19 protein-coding genes and 1 pseudogene are annotated in these 22778 nt (G+C 70.3%); 9 read left to right on the top strand and 11 right to left on the bottom strand.

The window, feature by feature from the left end; translation table 11 throughout:
• Positions 1-15 precede the first annotated feature (15 nt).
• The 3 genes from ABZY11_RS18330 (at position 16) to ABZY11_RS18320 (ending at position 4057) form a co-directional block, all read left to right on the top strand.
• On the top strand, positions 16-1737 hold the full coding sequence (locus ABZY11_RS18330; RefSeq protein WP_356480107.1) for an NAD(P)/FAD-dependent oxidoreductase: 1722 nt from the start codon (positions 16-18) through the stop codon (positions 1735-1737).
• Positions 1734-2789 carry an NADP-dependent oxidoreductase gene (locus ABZY11_RS18325; RefSeq protein WP_356480106.1) on the top strand — a complete coding sequence of 352 codons (1056 nt, stop codon included), beginning with the start codon at positions 1734-1736 and terminating at the stop codon, positions 2787-2789. The genes ABZY11_RS18330 and ABZY11_RS18325 overlap by 4 nt, the downstream gene beginning before the upstream one ends.
• 65 nt (positions 2790-2854) lie before the next feature.
• Positions 2855-4057, top strand: a complete 1203-nt coding sequence (locus ABZY11_RS18320) for a cytochrome P450 (protein WP_356480105.1) — start codon at positions 2855-2857, stop codon at positions 4055-4057.
• Positions 4058-4081: 24 nt separating this feature from the next.
• Here the strand turns inward: ABZY11_RS18320 and ABZY11_RS18315 are convergent, their stop codons facing one another.
• The 5 genes from ABZY11_RS18315 to ABZY11_RS18295 all read right to left on the bottom strand — a co-directional run bounded on the left by ABZY11_RS18315 (position 4082) and on the right by ABZY11_RS18295 (position 9180).
• Positions 4082-4963 carry an NmrA family NAD(P)-binding protein gene (locus ABZY11_RS18315; RefSeq protein ID WP_356480104.1) on the bottom strand — a complete coding sequence of 294 codons (882 nt, stop codon included), beginning with the start codon at positions 4961-4963 and terminating at the stop codon, positions 4082-4084.
• 84 nt (positions 4964-5047) lie between these two features.
• Positions 5048-6304, bottom strand: coding sequence for an MFS transporter (locus tag ABZY11_RS18310; protein WP_356480103.1), 1257 nt, complete (start codon positions 6302-6304; stop codon positions 5048-5050).
• A 43-nt stretch (positions 6305-6347) separates the two neighbouring features.
• Positions 6348-6677, bottom strand: a complete 330-nt coding sequence (locus ABZY11_RS18305; protein ID WP_356480102.1) for a hypothetical protein — start codon at positions 6675-6677, stop codon at positions 6348-6350.
• Between the two features lie 360 nt (positions 6678-7037).
• Positions 7038-8477 (bottom strand): FAD-dependent oxidoreductase, encoded by a 1440-nt coding sequence (locus ABZY11_RS18300; RefSeq protein ID WP_356480101.1) that lies wholly within the window; start codon positions 8475-8477, stop codon positions 7038-7040.
• 97 nt (positions 8478-8574) lie between these two features.
• A complete protein-coding gene (locus ABZY11_RS18295) occupies positions 8575-9180 on the bottom strand; it encodes a TetR/AcrR family transcriptional regulator (RefSeq protein ID WP_356480100.1) in 606 nt (201 codons plus the stop codon).
• Positions 9181-9574: 394 nt separating this feature from the next.
• Between ABZY11_RS18295 and ABZY11_RS18290 the strand changes: the two genes are divergently transcribed.
• The 3 genes from ABZY11_RS18290 to ABZY11_RS18280 all read left to right on the top strand — a co-directional run bounded on the left by ABZY11_RS18290 (position 9575) and on the right by ABZY11_RS18280 (position 13832).
• A complete protein-coding gene (locus ABZY11_RS18290) occupies positions 9575-10339 on the top strand; it encodes an aminoglycoside adenylyltransferase domain-containing protein (RefSeq protein ID WP_356480099.1) in 765 nt (254 codons plus the stop codon).
• A gap of 345 nt (positions 10340-10684) precedes the next feature.
• Positions 10685-12100, top strand: a complete 1416-nt coding sequence (locus tag ABZY11_RS18285; RefSeq protein ID WP_356480098.1) for a cytosine permease — start codon at positions 10685-10687, stop codon at positions 12098-12100.
• Positions 12101-12182: 82 nt separating this feature from the next.
• Entirely contained in the window at positions 12183-13832 is a 1650-nt protein-coding gene (locus tag ABZY11_RS18280; RefSeq protein ID WP_356480097.1) for an amidohydrolase, read from the top strand.
• A 106-nt stretch (positions 13833-13938) separates the two neighbouring features.
• Here the strand turns inward: ABZY11_RS18280 and ABZY11_RS18275 are convergent, their stop codons facing one another.
• Both ABZY11_RS18275 and ABZY11_RS18270 read right to left on the bottom strand, forming a co-directional pair.
• A complete protein-coding gene (locus ABZY11_RS18275; RefSeq protein WP_356480096.1) occupies positions 13939-14436 on the bottom strand; it encodes a discoidin domain-containing protein in 498 nt (165 codons plus the stop codon).
• Between the two features lie 420 nt (positions 14437-14856).
• Entirely contained in the window at positions 14857-15309 is a 453-nt protein-coding gene (locus ABZY11_RS18270; protein WP_356480095.1) for an Lrp/AsnC family transcriptional regulator, read from the bottom strand.
• Positions 15310-15420: 111 nt separating this feature from the next.
• On the opposite strand from ABZY11_RS18270, the gene ABZY11_RS18265 reads away from it, so the two are divergent.
• A complete protein-coding gene (locus ABZY11_RS18265; protein WP_356480094.1) occupies positions 15421-16038 on the top strand; it encodes a LysE family translocator in 618 nt (205 codons plus the stop codon).
• A gap of 41 nt (positions 16039-16079) precedes the next feature.
• Positions 16080-16533, top strand: a pseudogene (locus tag ABZY11_RS18260) (PaaI family thioesterase).
• 62 nt (positions 16534-16595) lie between these two features.
• On the opposite strand, the gene ABZY11_RS18255 reads toward ABZY11_RS18260, so the two are convergent.
• The gene (locus tag ABZY11_RS18255) at positions 16596-17606 is read right to left on the bottom strand and encodes an RNA polymerase sigma-70 factor (RefSeq protein WP_356480093.1); all 1011 of its coding nucleotides are present in this window, start codon (positions 17604-17606) and stop codon (positions 16596-16598) included.
• 101 nt (positions 17607-17707) lie between these two features.
• On the opposite strand from ABZY11_RS18255, the gene ABZY11_RS18250 reads away from it, so the two are divergent.
• Entirely contained in the window at positions 17708-18193 is a 486-nt protein-coding gene (locus tag ABZY11_RS18250; RefSeq protein WP_356480092.1) for a carboxymuconolactone decarboxylase family protein, read from the top strand.
• Positions 18194-18775: 582 nt separating this feature from the next.
• On the opposite strand, the gene ABZY11_RS18245 is transcribed toward ABZY11_RS18250, so the two are convergent.
• From ABZY11_RS18245 to ABZY11_RS18235, 3 genes are all read right to left on the bottom strand, one after another.
• On the bottom strand, positions 18776-20221 hold the full coding sequence (locus tag ABZY11_RS18245) for a glyceraldehyde-3-phosphate dehydrogenase (RefSeq protein WP_356480091.1): 1446 nt from the start codon (positions 20219-20221) through the stop codon (positions 18776-18778).
• A gap of 54 nt (positions 20222-20275) precedes the next feature.
• Positions 20276-21478, bottom strand: a complete 1203-nt coding sequence (locus ABZY11_RS18240) for an MFS transporter (RefSeq protein ID WP_356480090.1) — start codon at positions 21476-21478, stop codon at positions 20276-20278.
• Positions 21479-21677: 199 nt separating this feature from the next.
• Positions 21678-22424, bottom strand: coding sequence for a helix-turn-helix transcriptional regulator (locus ABZY11_RS18235; RefSeq protein WP_356480089.1), 747 nt, complete (start codon positions 22422-22424; stop codon positions 21678-21680).
• Positions 22425-22778: the final 354 nt, after the last annotated feature.

Below are 22778 nucleotides of genomic sequence, written 5' to 3'. Positions count from 1 at the left end.
GAGGAGAACAGGGTCATGGGGCATTCCGAACGCGAGTCGATGATCATCATCGGTGCGGGGCTGGGCGGTCTTTCCACCGGCTGCTACGCCCGGATGAACGGCTACCGCACCCATGTCCTGGAGATGCATGAACTGCCCGGCGGCTGCTGCACGGCCTGGGACCGCGGTGACTTCACACTGGACCCCTGCGTCAGCTGGCTCCTGGGCAGCGGTCCCGGCAACGAGATGCATCAGATCTGGCTGGAGCTGGGTGCGTTGCAGGGCAAGGAGATCCGGCACTTCGATGTGTTCAACGTCGTACGCGGCCGGTGCGGCCGGGCCGTGTACTTCTACTCCGACCCCGACCGGCTCCAGGCCCACCTCACGGAGCTCTCGCCCGCCGACTCCGCCCTGATCAGGGAGTTCTGCAAGCAACTGCGCGCCTTCCGCAAATGCCTCGCCGTCTATCCCTTCCTCAGACCCGTCGGACTGATGCCGGCGATGGAACGCTGGCGCATGCTGGCCTCCTTCATCCCGTACTTCAACGTCGTGCGCAAAACCATCGGCGTACTCATGACCGACTACTCGGCGCGGTTCAAGGACCCCCTGCTGCGCGAGGCGTTCAACTTCATCCTGTACGAGAAGCATCCGGCCTTCCCCGTACTGCCGTTCCACTTCCAGCTCGCCTCGCACGCCAACCTCTCCGCGGGCGTCCCCGAAGGCGGATCGCTCGGGCTGGCCGAGTCGATCGAGCGGCGGTACCGCGGGCTCGGCGGCGAAGTGACCTACAACGCCAAGGTCGAGGAGGTACTGGTCGAGGACGACCGCGCGGTCGGGGTGCGTCTCAGTGACGGGCGTGAACTGCGCGCCGACATCATCGTCTCGGCCTGCGACGGACGTACCACCATGATGGATCTGCTGGGCGGCCGCTACCTCGACGACGCGTACCGGCGCCTCTACACCCGCACCATCCGGGAACCCGGCATGGTGTTCCCCGGCTACTTCACACTCTTCCTCGGCCTGCGTCGCGAATTCCCCGACGCCGCCCCCTGCACCACTTATCTGCTCGACGAGTCGGAAGCGGCCGCACTGACCGGCATACGGCACCCCAGCATCAACGTCCAGTTCCGCAACCAGCACTACCCCGAGCTCTCCCCGCCCGGGACGAGCATCGCGTACGTCACCTACTTCTGCGACATCGCCCCCTGGCGCGCCCTGGACGAAGGCCCGGAACAGGCGACCCGTACCAGAGGCGGGCAGGAACTGCACACGCTGCCGGTACGCCACGGCCGTGGGTACTACGCGGCCAAGCGCCGGGCCCGCGAGGTACTCGTGGCGTTTCTGGAACGGCAGCACCCCGGCATCGCGGACGCGATCGCCGTCCGCGATGTGTCCAGCCCGCTCACCCAGGTCCGCTACACGGGCAACTACGACGGGACGGTGCTCGGCTGGCAGCCCTTCGTGGAGAGCGGGGAGACACTGGAGAAACTCATCAAGCGGCACGGCCCCGGCCTGCCGGGACTGCGGAACTTCTACCAGTCCGGCGTATGGGCGACCACCGGCGGCCTGATCCGTGCGGCCGCCGCCGGCCGGCACGTCGTGCAGTTCATCTGCCGCGACGACGGCCGCACATTCACCGCATCCGTCGACAGCGGACCGCCACCCACCCATCGGGTCATCGAGGTGGGCCCCGGGCCGGCGCCAAGGGCCGTCACGGAGGGCCGCCCGGCCCTCGTCGAGAGAAAGGGAACGGGATGAGGGCCAGGAAATGGGTGGTACGCGAGCACATCAACGGCGTCCCCGACGTCGAAAGGGTCTACGGACAGGTCGAGGAGGAACTCGACACCGAACTCGCCCCGGACGAGATGCTCCTGAGGACGCGATACGTATCGGTGGACCCCTACCTTCAGGGCATCGCGCTGGACACCCCGCTCGGTGCGCACATGGGGGCCGACTCGATCATGGAAGTGCTGGAGGCGGGACCGCAGGCGGCCCACCGTCCCGGCGATCTGGTGCAGGGGTTCGGCGGCTGGCGCACCCATCTCGTCAGCAACGGCGCGCCCACCCCCTGGGTGACCGGGACATTCCCGATGGTCTTCCCGGCCTTCCGCCGCCTGGACCCCGGCTGGTACGACGACGCGCTGCCGCTCCCCACCGCACTCGGCGTCATGGGCGGCCCCGGCATGACGGCCTGGGGCACCCTGACCAAGTTCATGTCGGTCCGTCCGGGGGACACCGTAGTGATCAGCGGCGCCTCCGGCTCCGTCGGCTCACTGGTCGGCCAGCTGGCCAAGCTCGCCGGCGCCCGGGTGGTGGGCACCACGTCGACGATGGCGAAGGTGGACTACCTCGACGAGCTGGGCTTCGACGCGGTCGTCGTCTACCGGCACGGCGACAACCGCGAGGCCGTACGGGACGCGCTGCAGTGGGCCGCGCCGGACGGCGTCGACAAGTACTTCGACAATCTGGGCGGCACCGTCACCGACGCGGTGTTCTCCATGCTGAACGTCGGCAGCCAGGTGGCCGTGTGCTGGCAGTGGGCCACCCAGGTGGGCCGCGACGTCATGGGGCCGCGACTGCTGCCCCACATCATGTTCCCGCGCGCACACGTACGAGGCATCTTCTCGCTGGAGTGGTTCACCGAGCAGAACTGGCGCGCGCTCCACGACGAGCTCGGCGGCCTGGTCCGACGGGGCGAGGTGCGCTGCGGACACACCCTCCACCACGGCTTCGAGAACATCCCGGACGCCTACCGGAGCCTCTACCGGGGCACCGGAGCCAACCGGGGCAAGGTACTGGTCGAACTCTGACCCTGTCCTCGCAACACTCCTTTCCCGCCCAGCGGTTCGCCGCCCCGCGCAAGCCAGGAGGTCCCGTGTCCTGCCCCGCCGACGCCCACGTTCGCCCCGGCCCGTCCACGCCCCCTCTGCACCGTCTGACGTTCGACCCACCCGGACCGCCCGGGCCCGTCGACTTACCCGACGGGACGCGGGCCTGGCTGGTGAGCCGCTACGCCGACGTCCGCCAGGTTCTGACCGACAGCCGATTCGGACGCTCAGGGCTCCACACGCCGGACTCCCCGTCCCTGTCGGGCGAATCCGGCCTGGTGAGCAGCCTCGACCTGATCTTCAACCAGGACGGAGAGGACCATCTGCGCCTGCGCCGCACCATGCGGCGCGCGTTCACGCCCCGGGCCGTGGCCCGCTGGCGGCCCTGGATCGCGACGATCGTCGAAGAGTGCCTGGACGAACTCGCGGACAGCGCCCGCCCGGTGGACCTGGTCGCCGGATTCACCCTCCCGCTCCCGGTCGCCGTGATCAGCAGACTGATGGGCCTCGACACCGAGGCCCGGGAGCGGCTGCGCCACTGGAGCCGGTACGCCTTCTCCGACGGCTCCCACCCCGAGGAGGAAATGGCGTCCGCACTGGCGGAGTTCGCCGCCTTCGGGGCGGAGCTGCTGGCCGCTCGACGGAGCGCGCCGGGCGACGATCTGACCAGTGTGCTGGTCCGGGCGGCCGACGAGGAGGGTGGCGTACCGGAGGGCCAACTCGTCGACCTGGTATGCGGGTTGGTAGTGGGCGGTCACGACAGCACGATGACGATGCTCGGCAATTCGCTGCTCTATCTGCTCGGGGAACGGCCGGAGGTCTGGCCACGTCTCGGGGCGGACGAACGGGCCGCCGGGACACTGGCGGAGCGCCTGCTGCACCTGATCCCGCTCGGCGACGACCGGGGGACCGCGCGCTACGCCGCGACCGACACGGAGGTCGGTGGCGTGACGATCCCGGCGGGCTCGGTGGTTCTCGCCGACTGCGGTATGGCCAACCGTGACCCCGAGGTGTTTCCGCCCCGGCCGTACGACGACCTCTTCGCACCCCTGGCGGCACCCACCCTGTCGTTCGGCGCGGGCGCGCACTACTGCCTGGGCGCCTGGCTGGCCCGGCTGGAGCTCCAGCTCGCCATGCACCGGCTCGCCGCCCGCTTTCCCGGGCTGCGCCTGGCGCAGCCCGCCGAAGCGGTCGAATGGCACCTGGGCACCACCTCCCGCAGTCCACGGCGGATCGCCGTCACCTGGTAGGAGCGCTCGCTGCGCGGGCGGGCGTCACGCGGGGGCGGGCTTCGGCCAGTCCTGGGCGTCCGCCCACGCGGCGTAGGAAGTCCAGGGGATGGCGGGAAACTGTGTCCGCAGTGCCGCCATGTCCACCTGGTAACCGGTGTTCGTGAAGAAGCTGTACATGGCGAACATATCGGGGTTCGCGGTGCGCAGGTCTTCCAGCGACGACTGGCGGAACTCGACCGTGCCGCCTGCGGCCCGCCCGATCTCCGCGGCCATCCGGACCGGCGTGGGATCGTCGCCCGCCACTTCGATCCGCTGCCCGATCCAGCGGTCCGGATCGCCGACGACCGCGGCCACGACCCGGCCCAGATCCTGCCGTGCCCCCTGCTGGAGGGGAGTGTCACCGGGGATCGGCATGGTGAGGAGACCGGTGGCCACCTCGTCCAGAGCGCCCAGGGCGTTGTCGTAGAAATAGGTCGGTGCCACCACCGTCGCCGGTAGTCCCGAGGCGGCGAGCAGTTCCTCGGTCCTGGCCTTGGTCTCGAAGTGCGGGACACCGGTATCGCGGTCCGCGCTGGCGACGGAGGCCAGCACCAGATGCGGCAGAGCGGCGTCCGCGGCCGCCCGTACGATCGCCGCGCCCTGGGCAACCTCAGCGTCCAGGCCGTCCTGGAACGGGGTGGTGACGGCGAACGCGGCCGCCGTGCCCCGGAAAGCCTCTGCGAGCGAGGCCGCGTCGAACAGATCGCCCGGCACGACCTCCGCCCCGGCCGCCGCCAGCGCGCGGGCCCGCTTGTTGGCAGGATCGCGCACCACGGCCCGTACGGCACGCCCCGCCTCCAGCAGGGCGGCAACCACCGCGCCACCCTGACCACCGGTCGCGCCGAGTACCGCGATGGACTTGAGATCTCCGTGATTGAGCGACATGCGTCCATGCTTACCAGAGGCAGCCGGGCCCGCCAGCGGGAACCACACAAGTACGGGCCGTCGGCGCCCGTTCCGGCCAGGTACTCAGAACCGGGAGGATGCCGTCGGCGGTGGGCCCGGTTGCAGATCCGGCACCCGGGGCAGCCTGCGCGCTGCGTACGTGCCCGCACCCGCCGCCAGCAGGATCACGCAGCCCGCGAAGATCAGCCCGGCCTGGCGCAGCCCGAGCCAGGTGGCCATGGCGCCGACGCCGACCACGGGCAGGGAGATCCCGGCGTAGGCGACCACGAAGAACGCCGAAATGGTGCCGCCGCGATGCTGCGCCGGGGCCACGCCGCTGATCAGGGTGAGCGCGGCACGGAAGGCCAGTCCCTGGCCGGTGCCGCCGCACAGGGCACCCAGGACGAGCAGGGGCAGGGATTCGGCGATCAGTGACGACGCCACCAGCAGCAGGCCGGCGACGAGGATGCCGCAGCCGACGGGGAGCGCGAGGCGCGCGCCGATCCGTTGGGTCAGGGACTGCCCGACGGTCGAAGCGAGGAACACCGAGAAGACCACGGCGCCCGAGACCGCCAGATTGTGCACACCGAGAGTCTTCGAGGCGAAGCTCGGTGCGACCGCGGTGAACAGGCCGAGCAGCGCGAAGCCGGCGAAGGCCGCCAGCGAGGCGGGCAGGAAGACCCCCTTCACCTCGGAGGGAACGGTCAGCCCCTGCGGCTTCAGGCGCGGTCGGCGCTTCGGCACGGCCACGGTCTCCGGCAGGAGCCAGGTGATCCCGCAGGCCAGCGTCACCAGGCCCAGGTGGACCCAGAACGGAAGCGTCAGCGGCCAGGGCGTGTACTGCGCGAGGATCCCGGAGAGCAGCGGCCCGCAGCCCAGGCCGCCCATGTTCGCCGCGGTGGCGGCGAACCCCGCGCGTGCCTTGTGCCCAGGACCCGCCAGTTCGATGACGGCCGCCGTGGCCGCGCCGCTCAGCAGGCCCGCCGCGCAGCCGGACAGCAGCCGCCCCGCGAAGAGCAGCGGCAGACCGCCCTCCAGCAGGAAACACCCCGCACTCGCCGCCGACAAGGCCAGCGCGTACAGGAGCACCGGCCGTCGACCGGCCTCGTCGGAGTGGTTTCCCGCCACCAGCAGCACCGTGATGACCGCGACAGCGTAGACAGCGAAGACCACGGTCACCATCAGCTCGGAGAACCCGAGCTGCTGCTGGTAGAGCCCGTACAGCGGGGTGGGCAGGGTGGTCCCGGCCATACCGATGGCGAACACCAGTGCCGCAGCCACATAGCCGGGCCGCCATCTACTGTCGACATTGGATGTGCATTTGCGAATGCTCACGCACATCACCTCGGGACCGGTGCTCCGTCGTGGCCGGGTCGGGGAGGGGTCAGTCCCAGAGCTCGTGCGTCACGACCCGCTCCGTGTCCGCCGGCCTGCCCTCGGTGTAGATGAGGTGCAGCTGGGTGAACTGCCGCAGCTCGGGATGGGGTCGCCAGGTCTCGGGGTGGTCCAGTCGCACGATGACGGGGTAGGAGTGGAACTTGCCGGCCGCGCAGTACGGCTGACAGTCGTTCACCGCGTCAAGTGCCGTGCCCGCGGCGGATGTCGCTCCCCAGTGGGACCAGTGGATCTTGATGAGGCGGTTGTTGCCGTCCCCGCAGGCGAGCAGGAAGTCGCCGGGGCGCACCTGCGCATTCGAGAAGCAGTCGACGGCCACCACGCGAGTCGATGGGCGGGACTGGGCGGATGAGGGCGCCGCTCCGGGCGGCGATGCGGAAGCGGATGCCGGTACGGGAATGGCCGCTGCGAGTGCTGTGGCGGCGCACAGCATGAATGCTGTGCTGAGGTTGCGTATGTGCATATCGGCTCCTCGGCTGCCTCATGTCGGGCCCACGCCGCCCGGCGCAGTCGTCGGTCGTGGCGCCCTTCTTTCAGCCGTCGTTCCTGAAACGACAATATGGCCACACCCAGTGATGCACCACCCGAACGAGTGACAACAGTGCAAAAATGGTGCGAATGGTCCGAGTGCGCTGCTGGTACTCGCCACCGGCAGGACCGGTCAGGCAGTACGCACTGTTCAGGAGGTGCGAAGCGTTCGGACGGCGTGCCGCGCGTGCCCCGTGGCGGACTCCCATTCCGCACGTGTGGGGCCGTCGAACCGGGGCGTGAAGTCCGGGTGTTCGCCCAGCCAGTGCGTCAGCCGGGCACGTACCTCTTCGGTGCCGTATGCCTGACCGGCGGTGAGGAGAAGGTGGCGGACCTTTGCCCGTGCGCGCATGACCAGCGGGTCTTCGAACGCGCAGGCGGCGAGGGCGGCCCGCTCGCGGGCGGCCGCGGTGGGAGGCTCCGTCGACACCCGTGCGGGATCGCCGAGTTGAGCGGCGTTCGCCCGGTCCGAGGCGACCTGCACATCGAACCACGGACGCAGAGCTCGTGCCGTCCATCGGTGGTATTCACCGGTGAACGACGCCGGGTCCGAGGCGGCACCGGCGTGGCGAGCCACCCACTGCGCCGCCCGCAGGGCCATGGCCACTCCCTGCCCCATCGTGGGATTGGTGTACGCGACCGAGTCCCCGACGCCGACCAGGCCGGTGACCACGGGCCCGTCGCCGTCGGCCAGCGCGGTCCATCGATTGTGCAGGCCCCCCATCACCAGCACTCCGGAGACCGCCTCGGGCTCCAGCTCCAGCCATGCGGCGATGGCGGGAAACGTCCGGGCGACCCGCTCGAACACGGCGGGGTCCCGCAGCGCCGCGCGGGTGGGATCGGCGGTGGACACCGTCAGGGACGCCGCGAAGATGCCGTTGTCCGACGGGAACACCCCGCCGACGGCGAAAGCCGAGACCGAACCCGCCTTGACACGTCCGGGATTGCGCGGCCCGTCGGGCCGAAGCCGGTACCAGCGGCAGAAGTACGCGATTCCGGCCCGGTGGTGCTCCACGACGGCGTCCCGGCAGCCTGCCTCGGCGAGCCACCGGGGCACCGGGGACCGGCGCCCGCCGGCATCGAGCACCAGATCCGCGTCGTGCGTCGCCGATCCGGACCGCACCCCCGTGACCCGCGGGATGTCACCGCGCCGGTCGACGAGGAGCCGCTCGACGGGCTCCCCGAGCCGCACGTCGATGCCCGGATCGCGGTGCACCGCATCGTGCAGCGCGGCCTCCAGCACGATGCGCCGGGTCTCGACCGTCACCAGATCTTCGTCCCCCGGGCGGGCGGGTGGACGCTCGTCGAACCAGTCGAGTTCGTTGCGTTCGCGGGCCCCCATGCGCAGCATCGCGCGGTACACGTCCAGAGCCTCCGCGCGCAGTACGGTCCGCACCGGAGCCAGGAGGCCGTGCGGCTGGACCGCCTGCGGCACACCGGGACGGTGCCAGTCGAAGAAGTCCCGGTCGAGGTCGCGTCCCGGCCGGTGGTCGTCCCGCTCGAACACGGTCACCGGATGACCCCGACGTGCCAGGAACAACGCCGCGCCCAGGCCGCCGATCCCGCCACCGACAATCGCGACCCGCGTCAATGCGGCCCCCTTCACGCCGTGTTGCGCACCAACCGTATCCCAGTTCTCAGGGGCCGAGCCGAGGGGCGGCGGGCCCGTGGCGGTGGTCCCGGCGGGCTCAGGCCCGCTCCACCAGCCGCTCGGTCGCCGACAGCGCCATACGCAGCGCACTCGCCCGGTCCGCACCTCGCTGACCGAGGACCACACGCGTACTCAACCCGTCGAGCAGGGCGAGGAGTTCGGAGGCGCGCGCCTCCGTGTCGAGGTCCGCGGCGAAGCGCCCCTGCCGCACGCCCTTGGCGAGGAGCGATTCGAGGTCCTCCTGCCAGCCGCGGTCGATCTCGGCCTGGGCCTGTCGCAGCGGCTCGTTCGACGCGGTGCGCGCCCACAGTTCGATCCACAGGGTCCAGCGCGGATCGCGCGGCCCACGGGGGAGGTACAGCTCGACGAACAGGCCGAGCTTGCGTTCTGCACCGGACCGGCCGGCCAGCAGCGCCCGGCGCTCCTCGGCGAGCGCGCTCTCGCTCCAGCCCAGCACCTCCAGGAGCAGACGGTCCTTGCTGCCGAAGTAGTAGAGGATGTGACCGCCGCTGGTGCCGAGGCGTTTGGCGAGTGCCGACATGGTCAGTGCGGCCAGGCCGTCCTCGGCGATGGCCGCCATCGCCTCCTCCAGCATGCGTTCCCGGGCCAGGTGCCCGTCACGCCGTCGCGCCGTCGCTGCCACGCCGCCCCTCCTCTTCCGTGAACCCGGTGACGACCTTAAGGGGCGGCCGCACCGGGAAGGAATTGGGCGCCGTGTCGGTCGGATTCCTGCAAGCCGACTCCCTCAGCCGGGAGGATCCGAAGGCGGCCCTTGAGGGGGAGACGCTCTCTCGTCCGCCTTGCCTGCCTCGGCGTCCACGTACACCGGGTACACATCGTCTCCTGCGGAGACAGGCACGACCCGCTGCGCTCGCCACTCGCCTTCGCGTCGGACGGCCGGCAGGTCGCCCTTACCCGCCTTGGCGCCAGGTGAGTACGTGGACGCGGCAGTGACGGCCTGTTTCTCGCTCACGCGGCGAACCCACGACCTCCGTGACGCGAACGGAGTCGGGTGAGCCGCCACTATGCTCGGGTCCGTGGTTGATGACACCCCCGCGCCCTCCGACGTCGTCCGTTACGTGGCTGACGTCTCGGCAGCCCTCGCCGGAGCGCGGCCCGACCTGGTCGGCGTCTACCTGCATGGCTCGGCTGTGCTGGGGGAGTTCCGTGCCGACCGCAGTGACGTGGATGTGCTGGCCGTCGCCACCGAATCCGGCACCAAGGCTGCCCAACAGGCCATGGGTGAGCTGGTGGCGCGGACCGCGGCGCGGTGTCCCGGCACGGGGCTGGAGATGAGCGTCATCACCGCCGCGACTGCGGCGAGCCTCGGTTCCTGCCCGTTCGAGGTCCACATCCGCACCAGCGCGACCGAGACCGTCATCATCCCCGGGTCCGGCCACGCCGGCGATCCGGACCTGGTCCTGCACTGTGCCGTGAGCCGAGAGCATGCGCTCGCCGTCTGTGGTCCTCCGGCCTTCGAGGTCTTCGGCCCGGTTCCCGCCGACCGTGTCGGCGCCGCGATCGGCAGCGAGCTGCGGTGGGCGCTGGACCACGCCGGCCCAACGTATGCCGTCCTCAACGCCTGCCGTGCCTTGCGATTCGCCGATGACGGGCAGCTGTGTTCCAAGGTCGACGGCGGCCGTTGGTACCTGGCCCGTCGCGGGGACAATGCGGTCGTAGCCGCGGCCATTGCCCACCAGCGCGGCGGCCGGACGGGGCCGACGGCTCCTGCTGCCGCCGCGTTCGTGGCAGCCGTATGTGGACAGCTGGGCCTGCCCGGACCGGTGCCGGACCCCCGGTAGCCGTGACCTGCCCAGTGAGCGGCACCACCCCGTACAGCGATCTCGGTCGGGGCCGGTGTGATCACGGCGTCTGGGCCGTCCTGGACGGCCCCGTTCTCTGAGCGCCGCCTCGGCCCGATGCTCGCACGCCGGCCCTGCAGGCGGTTCGCCCAGCACACCGTGCTCATCGTGGGCGGCACACCCCTGCCCACCCGCGACCACACGGTGGCCGGGCAGCCCGCCGATTTCGGCAGAGGTCTTGACGGGCCCCCGAGAACACATCTTGAATGCCGTTCTAACTTTTAGAACGGCATTCAAAGTGTGCTCCGGGGCTCCCGGAGCACGCACGGATGAGGGGCAGGCCGCATGACGCAGCAGGAGACGACCGCCAGGGCGCCCGGCGGGACGGGCGCCACCGACCAGGTCTTCCAGGTCGAGACGCACGGCATCGACCCGATTCCCGACGAGGACCGCCACGGCAGCGCGAAGGATCTGTTCTGGCTCTGGTTCGGGTCCAACCTCACCTTCACCTACGTCATCAACGGCGCCCTGGCCGTCGCCTTCGGGCTCTCCTTCTGGCAGGCGACCGGTGTCGTCGTCATCGGCGGACTGGCGTTCTTCGCCATCAGCGCCGCCGGACTGAGCGGCGTGCGCACCGGCACCGCCACCCTGGTGATCTCCCGGGCCCCGTTCGGCGTACGCGGCAACTGGCCCGCCGGCATGCTCAACTGGGTGGTCAGCATCGGTTACACGATCCTCAACACGGTCGTCGGCACGCTCGCCCTCGAAGCGTTCTTCGCCGATCTGGGATGGGCGTCCGGCCGCACCGGGCGGGCCCTCGCCCTGCTGATCACCCTTGCGCTGACCTTCCTCGTCGCGCTCTGGGGCCATGCCACCGTCCAGTTCGCCGAGCGCTGGATCGCGTACGTCCTCGCCGTCGGGTTCGCCGCCCTCCTCGTGTTCCTGCTGCCGGGCGCCGACACGGGCAGCGGGGCGGTCCACCCAGGGGCGTCCGGGTGGAGTCTGGCCTTCGTCGTGATGCTGGCCGGGCCGTTCTCGTACGTTCCGATGCCCGCCGACTACACGCGCTACCTCCCGGAGACGACCTCGATGCGCTCGCTCACCTGGTACGGGGCCCTCGGTGGCTTCGTCTCCTCGGTCGCTCTGGGCGTGGCCGGGGTGGCCGCCGCCACGCAGACGGACATGACCGACGCCGTGGCGGGAACGGAGAAGCTTCTGCCGGGCTGGTTCCAGCCGCTCTTCCTCGCTCTGGTGCTCGGCGGCTCGGTCACCAACTCGATCGTCACGCTCTACTCGTCGAGCCTGAACCTCCAGGTGCTCGGCGTCCCCTGGAGCCGCTCCAAGGCCATCATCATCAGCGCGGCCGTCACCGCGGCGGGTTCGTTGTGCGCGCTCTTCTTCACCGATTTCACCAGCTCACTGCTGTCCTTCCTCTCCCTGCTGATCATCGTGTTCGCACCCTGGGGCGGTGTGTTCCTCGCGGACATGCTGATGCGCCGCTGCCACTACGACGCACCGGCACTGCACGCCGGACCGGACGGTGCCTACTGGTACCGGTCCGGCTACCACCCCGCCGGCATGACCGCGCTGCTTGCCGGCATGGTCTTCGCCGCGGTCACTTGCGACTCCGAGCTGTGGACGGGCCCGCTGGTCGCACCGCTGGGCGGCGCCGACCTGACCCTGCTCGGCTCCGTCGTCTCGGGGCTCGTCTACTGGGCGCTCGCCCGGCGGACCGTCGCACCGCACACCGCCCCTTCCTGACCGGCGGCCGCGCCCCGCCCGAACCACCGGGCGCCCGCACCACCGACCGACCGCGCCACCGCACCACAAGGAGTCACCTCACATGGCCAGCACCGCCCGCCCCGCCCACCTCGTCCTGCGCAACGCGCGCGTCCACACTGTCGACCCGGCGTTTCCCGAGGCACAGGCCATGGCGGTGATCGACGGCCGCATCGCCTGGCTCGGCTCCGACGAGGACGCGAACGGGTGGACGGGGCCCGGTACACGGGTGATCGACGCCGAGGGCAAACTCGTACTCCCCGGGTTCATCGACGCCCACAACCATGTCCGGCTCGGCTCGGACGACGCCTGCGTCCAGCTCTCCGGTGCCCGTACCCTCGACGAGGTCCACGCCCGCATCCGTGCCTGGCACACGGCCAACCCCGACGCCGAGTGGATCGAGGCGGAAGCCTTCGACTACTCGGCCATCCCGGACGGCCGGATGCCTGCCGCCGCCGACCTCGACCCGGCCACGGGCGAAGTACCGGCCTTCATGCTCAGCTACGACGTACACACCGCCTGGGTCAACACCGCGGGCCTGCGCCGTCTCGGCATCGACCGCGACCGCATCCACCTGCCCTTCGGTGAAGCCGCCACCGACCCGGCCACGGGTGAACCCACCGGATTCATCAAGGACTTCGCGGTCAAGGGCCTCTCCCGCGACGGCCACCGCGCCCTGCAACAGCTGGGTCTGCCGTGGGCCTCGCCCGACCGGCAGTACGGGCGGCTCGCCAAGTCCCTGGACGACGCCATCGGCTTCGGCATCACCACGGTGGTCGAACCCCAGAACTCGCTCGACGACCTCCCCCTCTTCGAACGCGCACGCGCCGAGGGCCGGCTCAAGTCCCGGATCGTCGCCGCCCTCTTCCACCCGCGCGGCACCACGGACGCCGACCTCGACGACTTCGCCGCCGCCGCACGCTACGACGACGACCGGATCCGGGTCGGACCGCTCAAGCTCTACATCGACGACGTCGTCGAGCCGCGTACCGCGGCCCTCCTGGAACCCTACGCGGGCTGCCGCCACCACCGGGGCGACACCTTCTACCCGCCCGAGGAGTTCGCCGAGCTGCTGACGAAGCTGGACGCCCGCGGCTTCCAGTGCTTCGTCCACGCGACCGGTGACCGGGGCATCCGGACCGTGCTCGACGCCGTCGAACACGCCCGCGCGGTCAACGGGGCGAGGGACGCCCGCCACCAGGTCGTCCACGTCGAGTGCCTCGACCCCGAGGACACCCCGCGCTTCGCCGAGCTGGGCGTGGTCGCGTGCATGCAGCCCCGCCACTGCGCCCCGGAGGTCGCCGGCCCCGGCAAGGACTGGGCGGAGAACGTCGGAGCCGAGCGCTGGCACAAGGCATGGCCCATGCGCAGCCTGCACACGGCCGGCGCCGTGCTCGCGCTCTCCAGCGACTGGAACGTGGCCGAGATGGACCCGATGATCGGCATCCACACCGCCGTCACCCGGCGCCCGCTGGGCGGTGGCGAGCCCTGGATGCCGCAGGAGACGATCAGCGTGGAGGCCGCGGTCCACGGGTACACGATGGGTTCGGCGTACGCCAACTTCCTTGAGAACGAACGCGGTTCACTCACCGTCGGCAAGGAAGCCGACTTCGTGGTCCTCTCCCGTGACATCCTGCGCGCCGCACCCGAGGACATCCCCGGCACCGTGGCGGAGACCGTCGTGGTCGGTGGCGTCGTCGAGCATCTCGCGTGACCGGCCCTGACGGCCTCCCGGAATTACGCGCGGCTGCGCGACCGGGAGGCCGTCAGGGCTCTTTCCGTTTCACGGTACTCGGGTCCGGCCGGTGGATCGGGACCGGTCAGGCGGCCTGGATCTCGTAGACCGCGAAGTTGCCCCACTGGAGGTGGGCGTCACGGACCGTCGGACGCGGGCGCTCGGTCGTGACCCGCTGGGGCAGGGTGATCGTGCGCTGCTCGACGGTCGAGGTGTAGCCCGACCAGGCCAGTTGCTGCCCGGCGGCCCGGGGCACCCAGGCCGAGCCGTTCCAGGTCTGCACGTCGAACCGCTTGATGCCCTGGCCGGTGGCGAAGGCGGTGTGCAGGGTGACGGTGCCGATGCTGGTGGGCTGCCGGAAGTCCACATTGATGGTGCCGGGGAAGGCGATCCCGGCGGCCGCGCTGCTCCAAGCGGTCGAGGTGTCACCGTCGGCCATCCGGTAGGCGTGGCTGTTGCCGAGCGTGGGGTACGAGGTGATGACGGCCGGGCGGTACGGAGCTCCGGTGAACTGGTGGAAGCACCGGTCGGGAGCGGTGGCCGGGACGGGGTTGCCGAAGTAGTCCTTGATGCCCTGCGCCACCGTCGCGCCGCGCGCCCGCGCGGGGGAGTCGGCCCGGAGCTTGTAGCCCGCCGGGTCAGCGCCGATGGAGACCAGCTTCGGGTCCGCGGAAGACCAGGAGCGTGCTGTGGTTGTCCCACCAGCCCGTCACCCAGTCGATCACGAAGATGGACAGGACAGCTTGATCACGATGAGGGTGATCACGATCGTCTGGACCGGGATGCCAGCCCCATCGCGAAGTACCCGGTGAGCCGTCCGGCGGCGCGCCGGACGGAGCGGGCCAGGACATAGGCGGCGGGCGCCGAGTGGCCTTCGTGCTGTCCGGTGTGCGTACCGGGGCCGGGTCTGCTGATCGGCGGCAGTTCAAGGCGTTGCCGAGGCAGCCGTTGAGGCGGACACGGCTCCGGCCCGATCAAGCTCCGGGTGGCTTCGGCGGCTCCGCTATCCGGGGAGGGGGCGGTCGTCGACCACGTGCTTCATGACCAGCGTTGAGGTCAGACGCTGGACCCCGGGCAGTCGTGCGAGCTGCTCGTCGTAGAGCTGCTGGAAGGCGGCCAGGTCGGTGGTGGCGACGCGCAGGAGGTAGTCGGGTTCGCCGAACAGCCGCTGGGCCTGGAGTACGTGCGGGACTGCGGTCACCGCTTCTTCGAAGGTGGTGACGGTATCGGGGTCCTCCCAGCGCAGGGTGGCGAAGACGAGGGCTTCGAACTCCAGGCCCACGGCGGCCGGGTCCACCACCGCTCGGTAGCCGCGGATCGCGCCCTCGCGTTCGAGGTCGCGCAGGCGACGGTGGCAGGGCGAGACGCTCAGCTGTACCCGGGCGGCCAGCTCTGTGACCGTGAGGCGGCCATCCAGCTGGAGCTCGGCAAGAATCTTACGGTCCAAGGCATCCATGGAGAAGATTCTCCCCCAGAACTCGCGATCACGAGACAAATCCGGGAACACCTTCGGGCTGATCCGGCCTAGCCTTCCTCACGTAACAAAGAACGTGAGAGGGACCGACCCATGAGCACGACCACACTGGCGGCATTCCTGGCCGTAGATCTTCTATTGGTTTTCACCCCGGGCGCGGACTGGGCCTACGCGATCTCGGCGGGCCTCCGGGACCGGTCGGTCGTTCCGGCGGTCGCCGGGCTGATAGCCGGATACGCGGGCTACACACTGCTCGCCGTCGCGGGCCTGGTGGTGATCGTGGCGAGCTCGGCAACCCTGCTCACCGCACTGACCGTCGCCGGGGCCGGGTACTTGGTGTGGCTCGGCTGGGGTGTGTTGCGGCAGCCGGCCACATTGACGTCCTCCGAGGAGGCCATCGGGTCCTCCCGCGCGCAGATCATGCTCAGGGGAGCCGGGATCAGCGGACTCAACCCCAAGGCGCTGTTGCTGTACTTCTCGCTGTTCCCGCAGTTCATCGACTCCGCGGGCGGCTGGCCGGTCGCCGCGCAGACCGGGCTGCTCGGCACGCTCCACATGACCGCCTGCGCCGCCGTCTACCTCACCGTCGGCGTCCTGGCCCGCACCGTCCTCAAGACCCGGCCCGCGGCTGCCCGGGTGGTCAGCCGCGCCTCCGGTGTCATGATGATCGTCATCGGCGGGTTCCTGCTGGCGGAACGCCTGATCGGCTGAAGGAACCACACCACCTCGCTGCATCCACCGCAGGAGAGCACATGGAGGACCAGACGCGGCAGGACCCGGCGAGCCCCGAAGTGCAGGCCCGCATCCGGGCCGGTTTCGATCGACAGGGGCTGATGGCCCGCCTCGGCGCGCGGTTGACCGAGATCGCGGCGGGCCGCGTATACATCGTGCTCCCGAGCCGCCCCGAAGTCACCCAGCAGCACGGCTACTTCCACGCCGGTGCCACCAGCGCGATCGCGAGCAGCGCCGACGGCTACGCCGCGTTCACACTGTTCCCCGAGAACACCGAGGTCCTCAGCGTGAGTGCAAATCAACCTCCTCGCGCCCGCCGTCGGCGACCACATCGAGGCAGTCGGAATCGTCCTGAAGCCGGGGCGCACCCTGACCGTGTGCCGGCTGGAGGTGTTCGGGATCCAGGACGAGCAGCGCAAGCTCGTCGCGAACGGGCAGCAGACCCTGATCCGCGTGGCACGGCCCGAGCAGTGACCGCCGGTCGGTGACCCGGCGGCGGAGGCCGGCACCGTGTGCGCCGCCGAGGAGTTCCGGGTTCAGCGGCGCAGGGTGGTCTCCCGCTCCATGTGCGACAGCTTCTCGGGATTGCGCACGGCGTAGAGCGCGGAGATGAGGCCGTCGTCGATGCGCACCGCCACGACGGTGTCGATCGCGCCGTCGAGCCGGAAGATCAGCGCCGGGTAGGCATTGACCTGGGCGGGCCGCAGCGACACTTCGGTGAGCCTGCCCAGCCCGGCGGCAAGCAGGCGGGCCACCTTGTCGGCCCCCACGACGGGCCGCAGGACGGCCTGCTTGATTCCGCCGCCGTCGCCCATGAGGACGACGTCCGGCGCGAGGATGTCGAGCAGGCCCTGGAGATCGCCCGTTTCGGTCGCCCGGCGGAACGCGTCGAGTGCGTCCCGGGTCTCGGTCGGGGAAACGACCCCGCGCGGTCGGCGCGCCGCGACGTGTGCCCGCGCCCGGTGCGCGATCTGCCGGACCGCGGCCGGGCTCTTGTCGACGGCCGCGGCGATCTCGTCGTACTCGACGTCGAACACCTCGCGCAGTACGAACACCGCCCGCTCGGTCGGCGCGAGCGTCTCCAGCACCAGCAGCATCGCCATCGAGACGCTGTCCGCCAGCTCGACGTCCTCGGCCACGTCGGGTGCGGTGAGCAGCGGCTCGGGCAGCCAGGGCCCGACGTAGGACTCCTTGCGGCGGCCGAGCGTACGCAGTCGGCTCAGCGCCTGGCGTGTGGTGATCCGGACCAGGAAGGCACGCTGGTTCTCCACCGTGCCGAGATCGACCCCCGCCCACCGCAGCCAGGTCTCCTGGAGCACGTCCTCGGCGTCGGCGGCCGAGCCGAGCATCTCGTACGCGACGGTGAACAGCAGATTGCGATGGGCGACGAACGCCTCGGTGGCGGGGTCCACACGGCCGTCACCCGCGAGTTGCCCGGCCGTGGCCTCTGTGCGCCCGCTCTGCTCGCTCTTCACCGGCTGCTCCTGACTGTTCGTTCCCGACGGTCCCACGCGCACAGGACGCCGGTCCCCCCGGTTCTGTGACATCCATGAGCGGTGGCGTACGTCACACGGCAGCCCCGTCACAAGGAGCGGGCCGTCGGCGTCTCGTGTTCGTCCAGCGCAACACCACGAGTGAGGACGAAGTGATGAACACCCGATTCAACCTGTTCGAGAACGAGATCGCCGCCAAGTTCGCCAAGCGCTTCGCCAATGCCGGCCTGGTGATCCAGCAGTCGCCGCTGCCGCATTCCACACAGGAGTTGGTGTCGCTGCGCGCCAGCCAGATCAACGGCTGCGGCTGGTGCATCGACATGCATACCAAGGAGGCGGCAGCCGCCGGTGAAACCGCGGTCCGGCTCAACCTGGTCGCCGCCTGGCGGGAGTCCACCGTGTTCACCGAGGCCGAACGGGCCGCCCTGGCGCTCGCCGAAGAGGGCACCCGGCTCGCGGACGCCCACCAGGGTGTGTCCGACGAGACCTGGGGCCAGGTGCGCAAGCACTACGACGACGACCAGATCGCCGCGCTGGTCGCCCTGGTCGCCCTGATCAACGCGGCCAACCGGCTCGCCGTGATCGTGCACCAGCAGGGCGGTTCCTACAAGCCCGGTATGTTCGCCGCCTCGTTCGACTGACCGGCGGACGAACCCGGCCCGGCCCAGGACCATCCGGTCCGGACCGGGCCCGCTCATGTCCGATCGCGGCCAACCGCGTTGGGCCGGGCAGGCGTCGAAGACCAGCGCGCACCCCGTACCGCGTGGAACGCCGGCTCAGTGGCCCGGCACCGCCGCCAGAAGGGCCTGTCGTGCCGCAGCGGCAGTTCGTCGGCGTCCTCGGACGGCCTGGTCGGCCCCAGGCGGAGATGCTCGGGCCCGACCTCGGAGGCCAGGCCCGCTCGCGGCTCGACTTGGGCGTCGCCGAGGACGATCGCCACGCCGTCGGTGTACGGATCGATTGCACCTCCTCGCCGGGAGGCGTCGTTCCCTTCGCTGAACACGCTCAACGTTCCCCCGCGCGTCGCCCGACCGCGAGCGACGGTTCCGTCACTCGCGGATCAAGTCTGCCTCGCTGTGGCCGAATTGGAGAGCGCGGTGGGCACGGTCAACGCGACGGGCGCCTGACGGGCATCTGCCCATCAGGCGCCCGTCACGGTGCGTCTGGATGATCCTCTTCCCGGGGCGGGTGGACCGGCCGGGGTGAGGGGGAGTCCGCCGGAATCAGACCGCCGGGGCCGGATAGGTCGGGTACTCCACGCCGGAGACGTGCTGGACGACGCGGATGACCTGGCACGAGTAGCCGAACTCGTTGTCGTACCAGAGGTAGAGGATCGCGTTGTCGCCGTCGACCTTGGTGGCACCGGCGTCGACGATCGAGGCGTGGCGCGAGCCCATGAAGTCGCTCGACACCGCGTCGGGGGCGGTGGTGAAGTCGATCTGGCGCTTGAGCGGCGAGGTCAGCGACACGTTGCGGAGGTAGTCGAGGACCTCGTCGCGGGTCGTCTCGCGCCCGAGCCGCAGGCTGAGGATCGCGATCGAGACATCCGGCACCGGGACACGGATCGAGCTGCCGGTGATCGGCGCCTTGAGCTCGGGCAGTGCCTTGGCGACGGCGGACGCGGCACCGGTCTCGGTGATGACCATGTTCAGCGGCGCGGAACGGCCACGGCGGTCGGCCTTGTGGTAATTGTCCAGCAGGTTCTGGTCGTTGGTGAACGAGTGGACGGTCTCCACGTGGCCACGCAGGACGCCGTACTCGTCCGCCATCGCCTTCAGCGGGGGCACGATCGCGTTGGTGGTGCAGGACGCGCAGGACAGGATCTGCTCGTCCGGCTTGATCGTGCCGTGGTTGACGCCGTGCACGATGTTGGGGACGTCGCCCTTGCCCGGCGCGGTCAGGACGACCTTGTCGATGCCGGGGCGCAGGTGCTTCGACAGCCCCTCGCGGTCGCGCCACTTGCCGGTGTTGTCGATGAGGATGGCGTCCTTGATGCCGTACGCCGTGTAGTCGACCTCGGACGGATCGTTGGCGTAGATCACCTTGATCTCGTTGCCGTTGGCGACGATTGTGTTCTTCGCCTCGTCGACGGTGATCGTGCCCTGGAACTGGCCGTGGATCGAGTCGCGGCGCAGCAGCGAGGCTCGCTTGACGATGTCCTGGTCGCCGCCCCGACGGACGACGATGGCGCGCAGCCGCAGTCCGTTGCCGGAGCCGGCCTTCTCGATGAGCAGGCGGGCGACGAGACGGCCGATGCGGCCGAAGCCGTACAGGACGACGTCGCGTCCGTCACCGCGCTCGATCTTGTTGGCACCCGTGGCGCCGGCGACGGCCTCGGCGGTGAACTCCTCCACCGAGAGACCGCGCTCGTCGGCCGCGTAGGTCGCGGCGAGCATGCCGATGTCGATCTGCGAAGGGCCGAGGTCGAGCGTCGTGAGGGCCTGGAGGAACGGCAGCGTGTCGGTGACCGAGAGTTCCTCACCGGCGATCTGGCGGGCGAATCGGTGGGTCTTGAGGATGCTGACCACCGACTTGTTCACCAAGGAGCGGCTGTGGAGCAGGACCGTTACGTCCCGCTCCCGGTGCAGTTTCCCGATGACCGGGATCATCGACTCCGCGATCTCCTCGCGGTTCTTCCAGCTGGTGAACGAGTCGTCATTGACAGTCACAGGTTTATCTTTCGAGCTAGGCGGCGCTCATATGGTAACCCCTCGCTACTTTGATCACTCAAGTGGGCCGCCCGGGGCGGGTGCCGCGACCGGTACTGGGGCGCCGAGGTGCTTCGGCGTGGCCGGTTCGGGCAGGGTGCGGAACAGGAGCCAGCTCAGGGCGGGCATCAGGATCAGCGGGGTGAGGGCCGTCTGCAGGGAGGTGGCGTCGGCGATGCTGCCGATGAGCGGGCTGACCAGGCCGCCGATGCTGACGGTCAGACCGAGGGTGATCCCGCCGGCGGTGCCGACGCGTGAGGGCAAGTAGTCCTGGGCCAGGGTGACTTGAAGCGAGAACGGGGCGTACAGGCCGACGGAGGTCAGGGCGATGAACAAGTAGATCACCGGGCCGGGCGCGAAGACGGTCCCGGCCACGGCGCCGACCGTGATCAGATACGACATGCGCACCACCGCGACCCGCTCCCACCGGTTGGCCAGACGGCTGCCCAGCACGGTGCCCGCCGCGCCGCCGAGGTAGAGGACGAAGAGCGCGGCCGAGCCCGCCGTCGTACCGCCTCCCGTGCGCTGCCGGGCGTAGAACGAGATGAACGTGCTCAGGCCGATGAAGGCGATCGACCGGCAGACCACGGCGAGCGACAGCTTCACGAACGAGACCTTGTCGTCGCTGCCCGTCGCGGCCCCGGTCCCGGCCCCGGGGCCGGAGGATCTCGTCCTCTCCAGTGCGCGCAGGACGGGCAGACACAACACACTGCCGACGACGGCTGGTACCACGAGCAGCGGTGAGAACCGCAGCCCGCCGGTGGCCACGACGGCGGTGACCAGGAGGGGTGCGACCGCGAAGCCGACGTTGCCGCCGAAGGAGAACCACCCCATCGCGCTGTGGCTGCCTTGGCCGGCGAGCCGTGCGACGCGGGCGGATTCGGGGTGGTAGGCGGCGACCCCGATACCGGACACCGCCACGAACAGCAGCGTCAGCGCATACGAACCGCTGAGGCCGCTCAACGCGACCCCGAGCCCGCCCAGGACCGTGCTCACGGGCAGCAGCCAGGGTATGGCCCGCCGGTCGGTGAGCGCACCGAACGCCGGTTGGGCCACCGAGGACAGCAGCGATGCGGCGAGCACGATGCCCGAGGCCGCTGCGTAGGTGTAGGCGCGCTCGGCGACGAAGAACGGGACGAGCGACGCCACGGCGCCCTGATAGACATCCACGCACGCATGCCCGACCGAAAGTAGAACGATTGATCTATTCCTTGGCATGGCATCAGGGTCATCGCCGGGTGGCTTGTCGCGCTTCCGATAATCTGCCAACCATTACCGAAATTCCGCCGTGCGACGTCGTCGGGTGCCGTGTGCTTCCGCCCGCTTCGGTGGTGGTCAACTCGCGCTACCGGGCTACTGCTTGTTGATCGAATGGGGATGGTGCACGCTCAGAGTTCGCCGGTACGGCACAGGGCGGTCAGGGGCGACGGTTGTGGGTCCCCGGGGTGTGGCCGAAGGCGCGGCGGAAGACGTCGATGAAGGCGCTGGTGGACGACCAGCCGCAGTGGTGGGCGACCGTCGTCACCGGTACGTCGTCGGCCAGCATGCGAAGGGCGTGGTAGAGGCGTAGCTGGGTGCGCCACTGCGGGAACGTCATGCCCAGCTCGCGGCGGAAGAGGCGGCTGAGGGTGCGCTCTCCGGCTCCCGCCGTGCTCGCCAGGGCGTCCAGCGTGCGCGGGTCCGCGGGGTCGCGGTGCAGGGCGTCGCAGACGGCTCTGAGGCGGGGATCGGTGGGGGCGGGCAGTTGTACGGGCTGCTGGGGCGAGGCGCGCAGTCGGTCGAGGAGCACCGCGCGCAGGCGCCGCCGCTCCGGTGTGTCGTCGTGGGGGCTCCGGGTGCAGGCGAGGATCAGTCCGCGCAGCAGGGGGTCGACGGCGAGCACGGTCGGGGCATCGAGGCCGAGGGGATTGGTGTCGGCGGGCAGGCCCAGCAGGTGCAGGGCGAGGTGCCCATGGGCGCGGTGGGCATGGACGCAGCCGGCGGGAACCCAGATGGCCCGGGTGCCGGGGGCGAACCAGGTGCCCGCGTCGGTGGTGACCGCGAGGACACCGGAGCCCGCGTAGACGACCTGATGGTCGTCGTGGCGGTGTGCGTCGATGCGCTCCCCGGGAGCCATTGCCTGGGTGCGGGTGGGCGCCTCGGGGGAGTGGCGGATGTCCGGCATGGATCGGGACGCTAGCGGAAGGGCGCCGAGTCGTGCGGGTGGGCGCCGACAGCCTGGGCGTACGGGGGCGGGTGGGCGGCCGGTCGATCAGGTGGCGCGGGTGGCGAGCGGTGGGTGCGAGCGCCCGTGGTGGCCCGACGGCGAACCGGGCTCGGATGTCCTCGAATGCCCTCGAAATGGCCCTGTGAATGTGATGCCACCCATAGGGGCCACGTCACATCCTAGGGCGGATAGTAGGAACAGGGCCGCCCGAGCGGCATGAAATCGATATAGAACCTCTCATTTCGGACATTGCTCCGTATTCGGGTAGTACGTCACATCATTGACCCCCGCCCCGGCCGCCGCTAACCATGG

The organism is Streptomyces sp. NPDC006510 (assembly GCF_040611955.1).
Taxonomy (GTDB): Bacteria; Actinomycetota; Actinomycetes; order Streptomycetales; family Streptomycetaceae; genus Streptomyces.
Note: the sequence above shows the minus strand (reverse complement) of the source record. Positions and strands in the feature narration are given on the sequence as shown.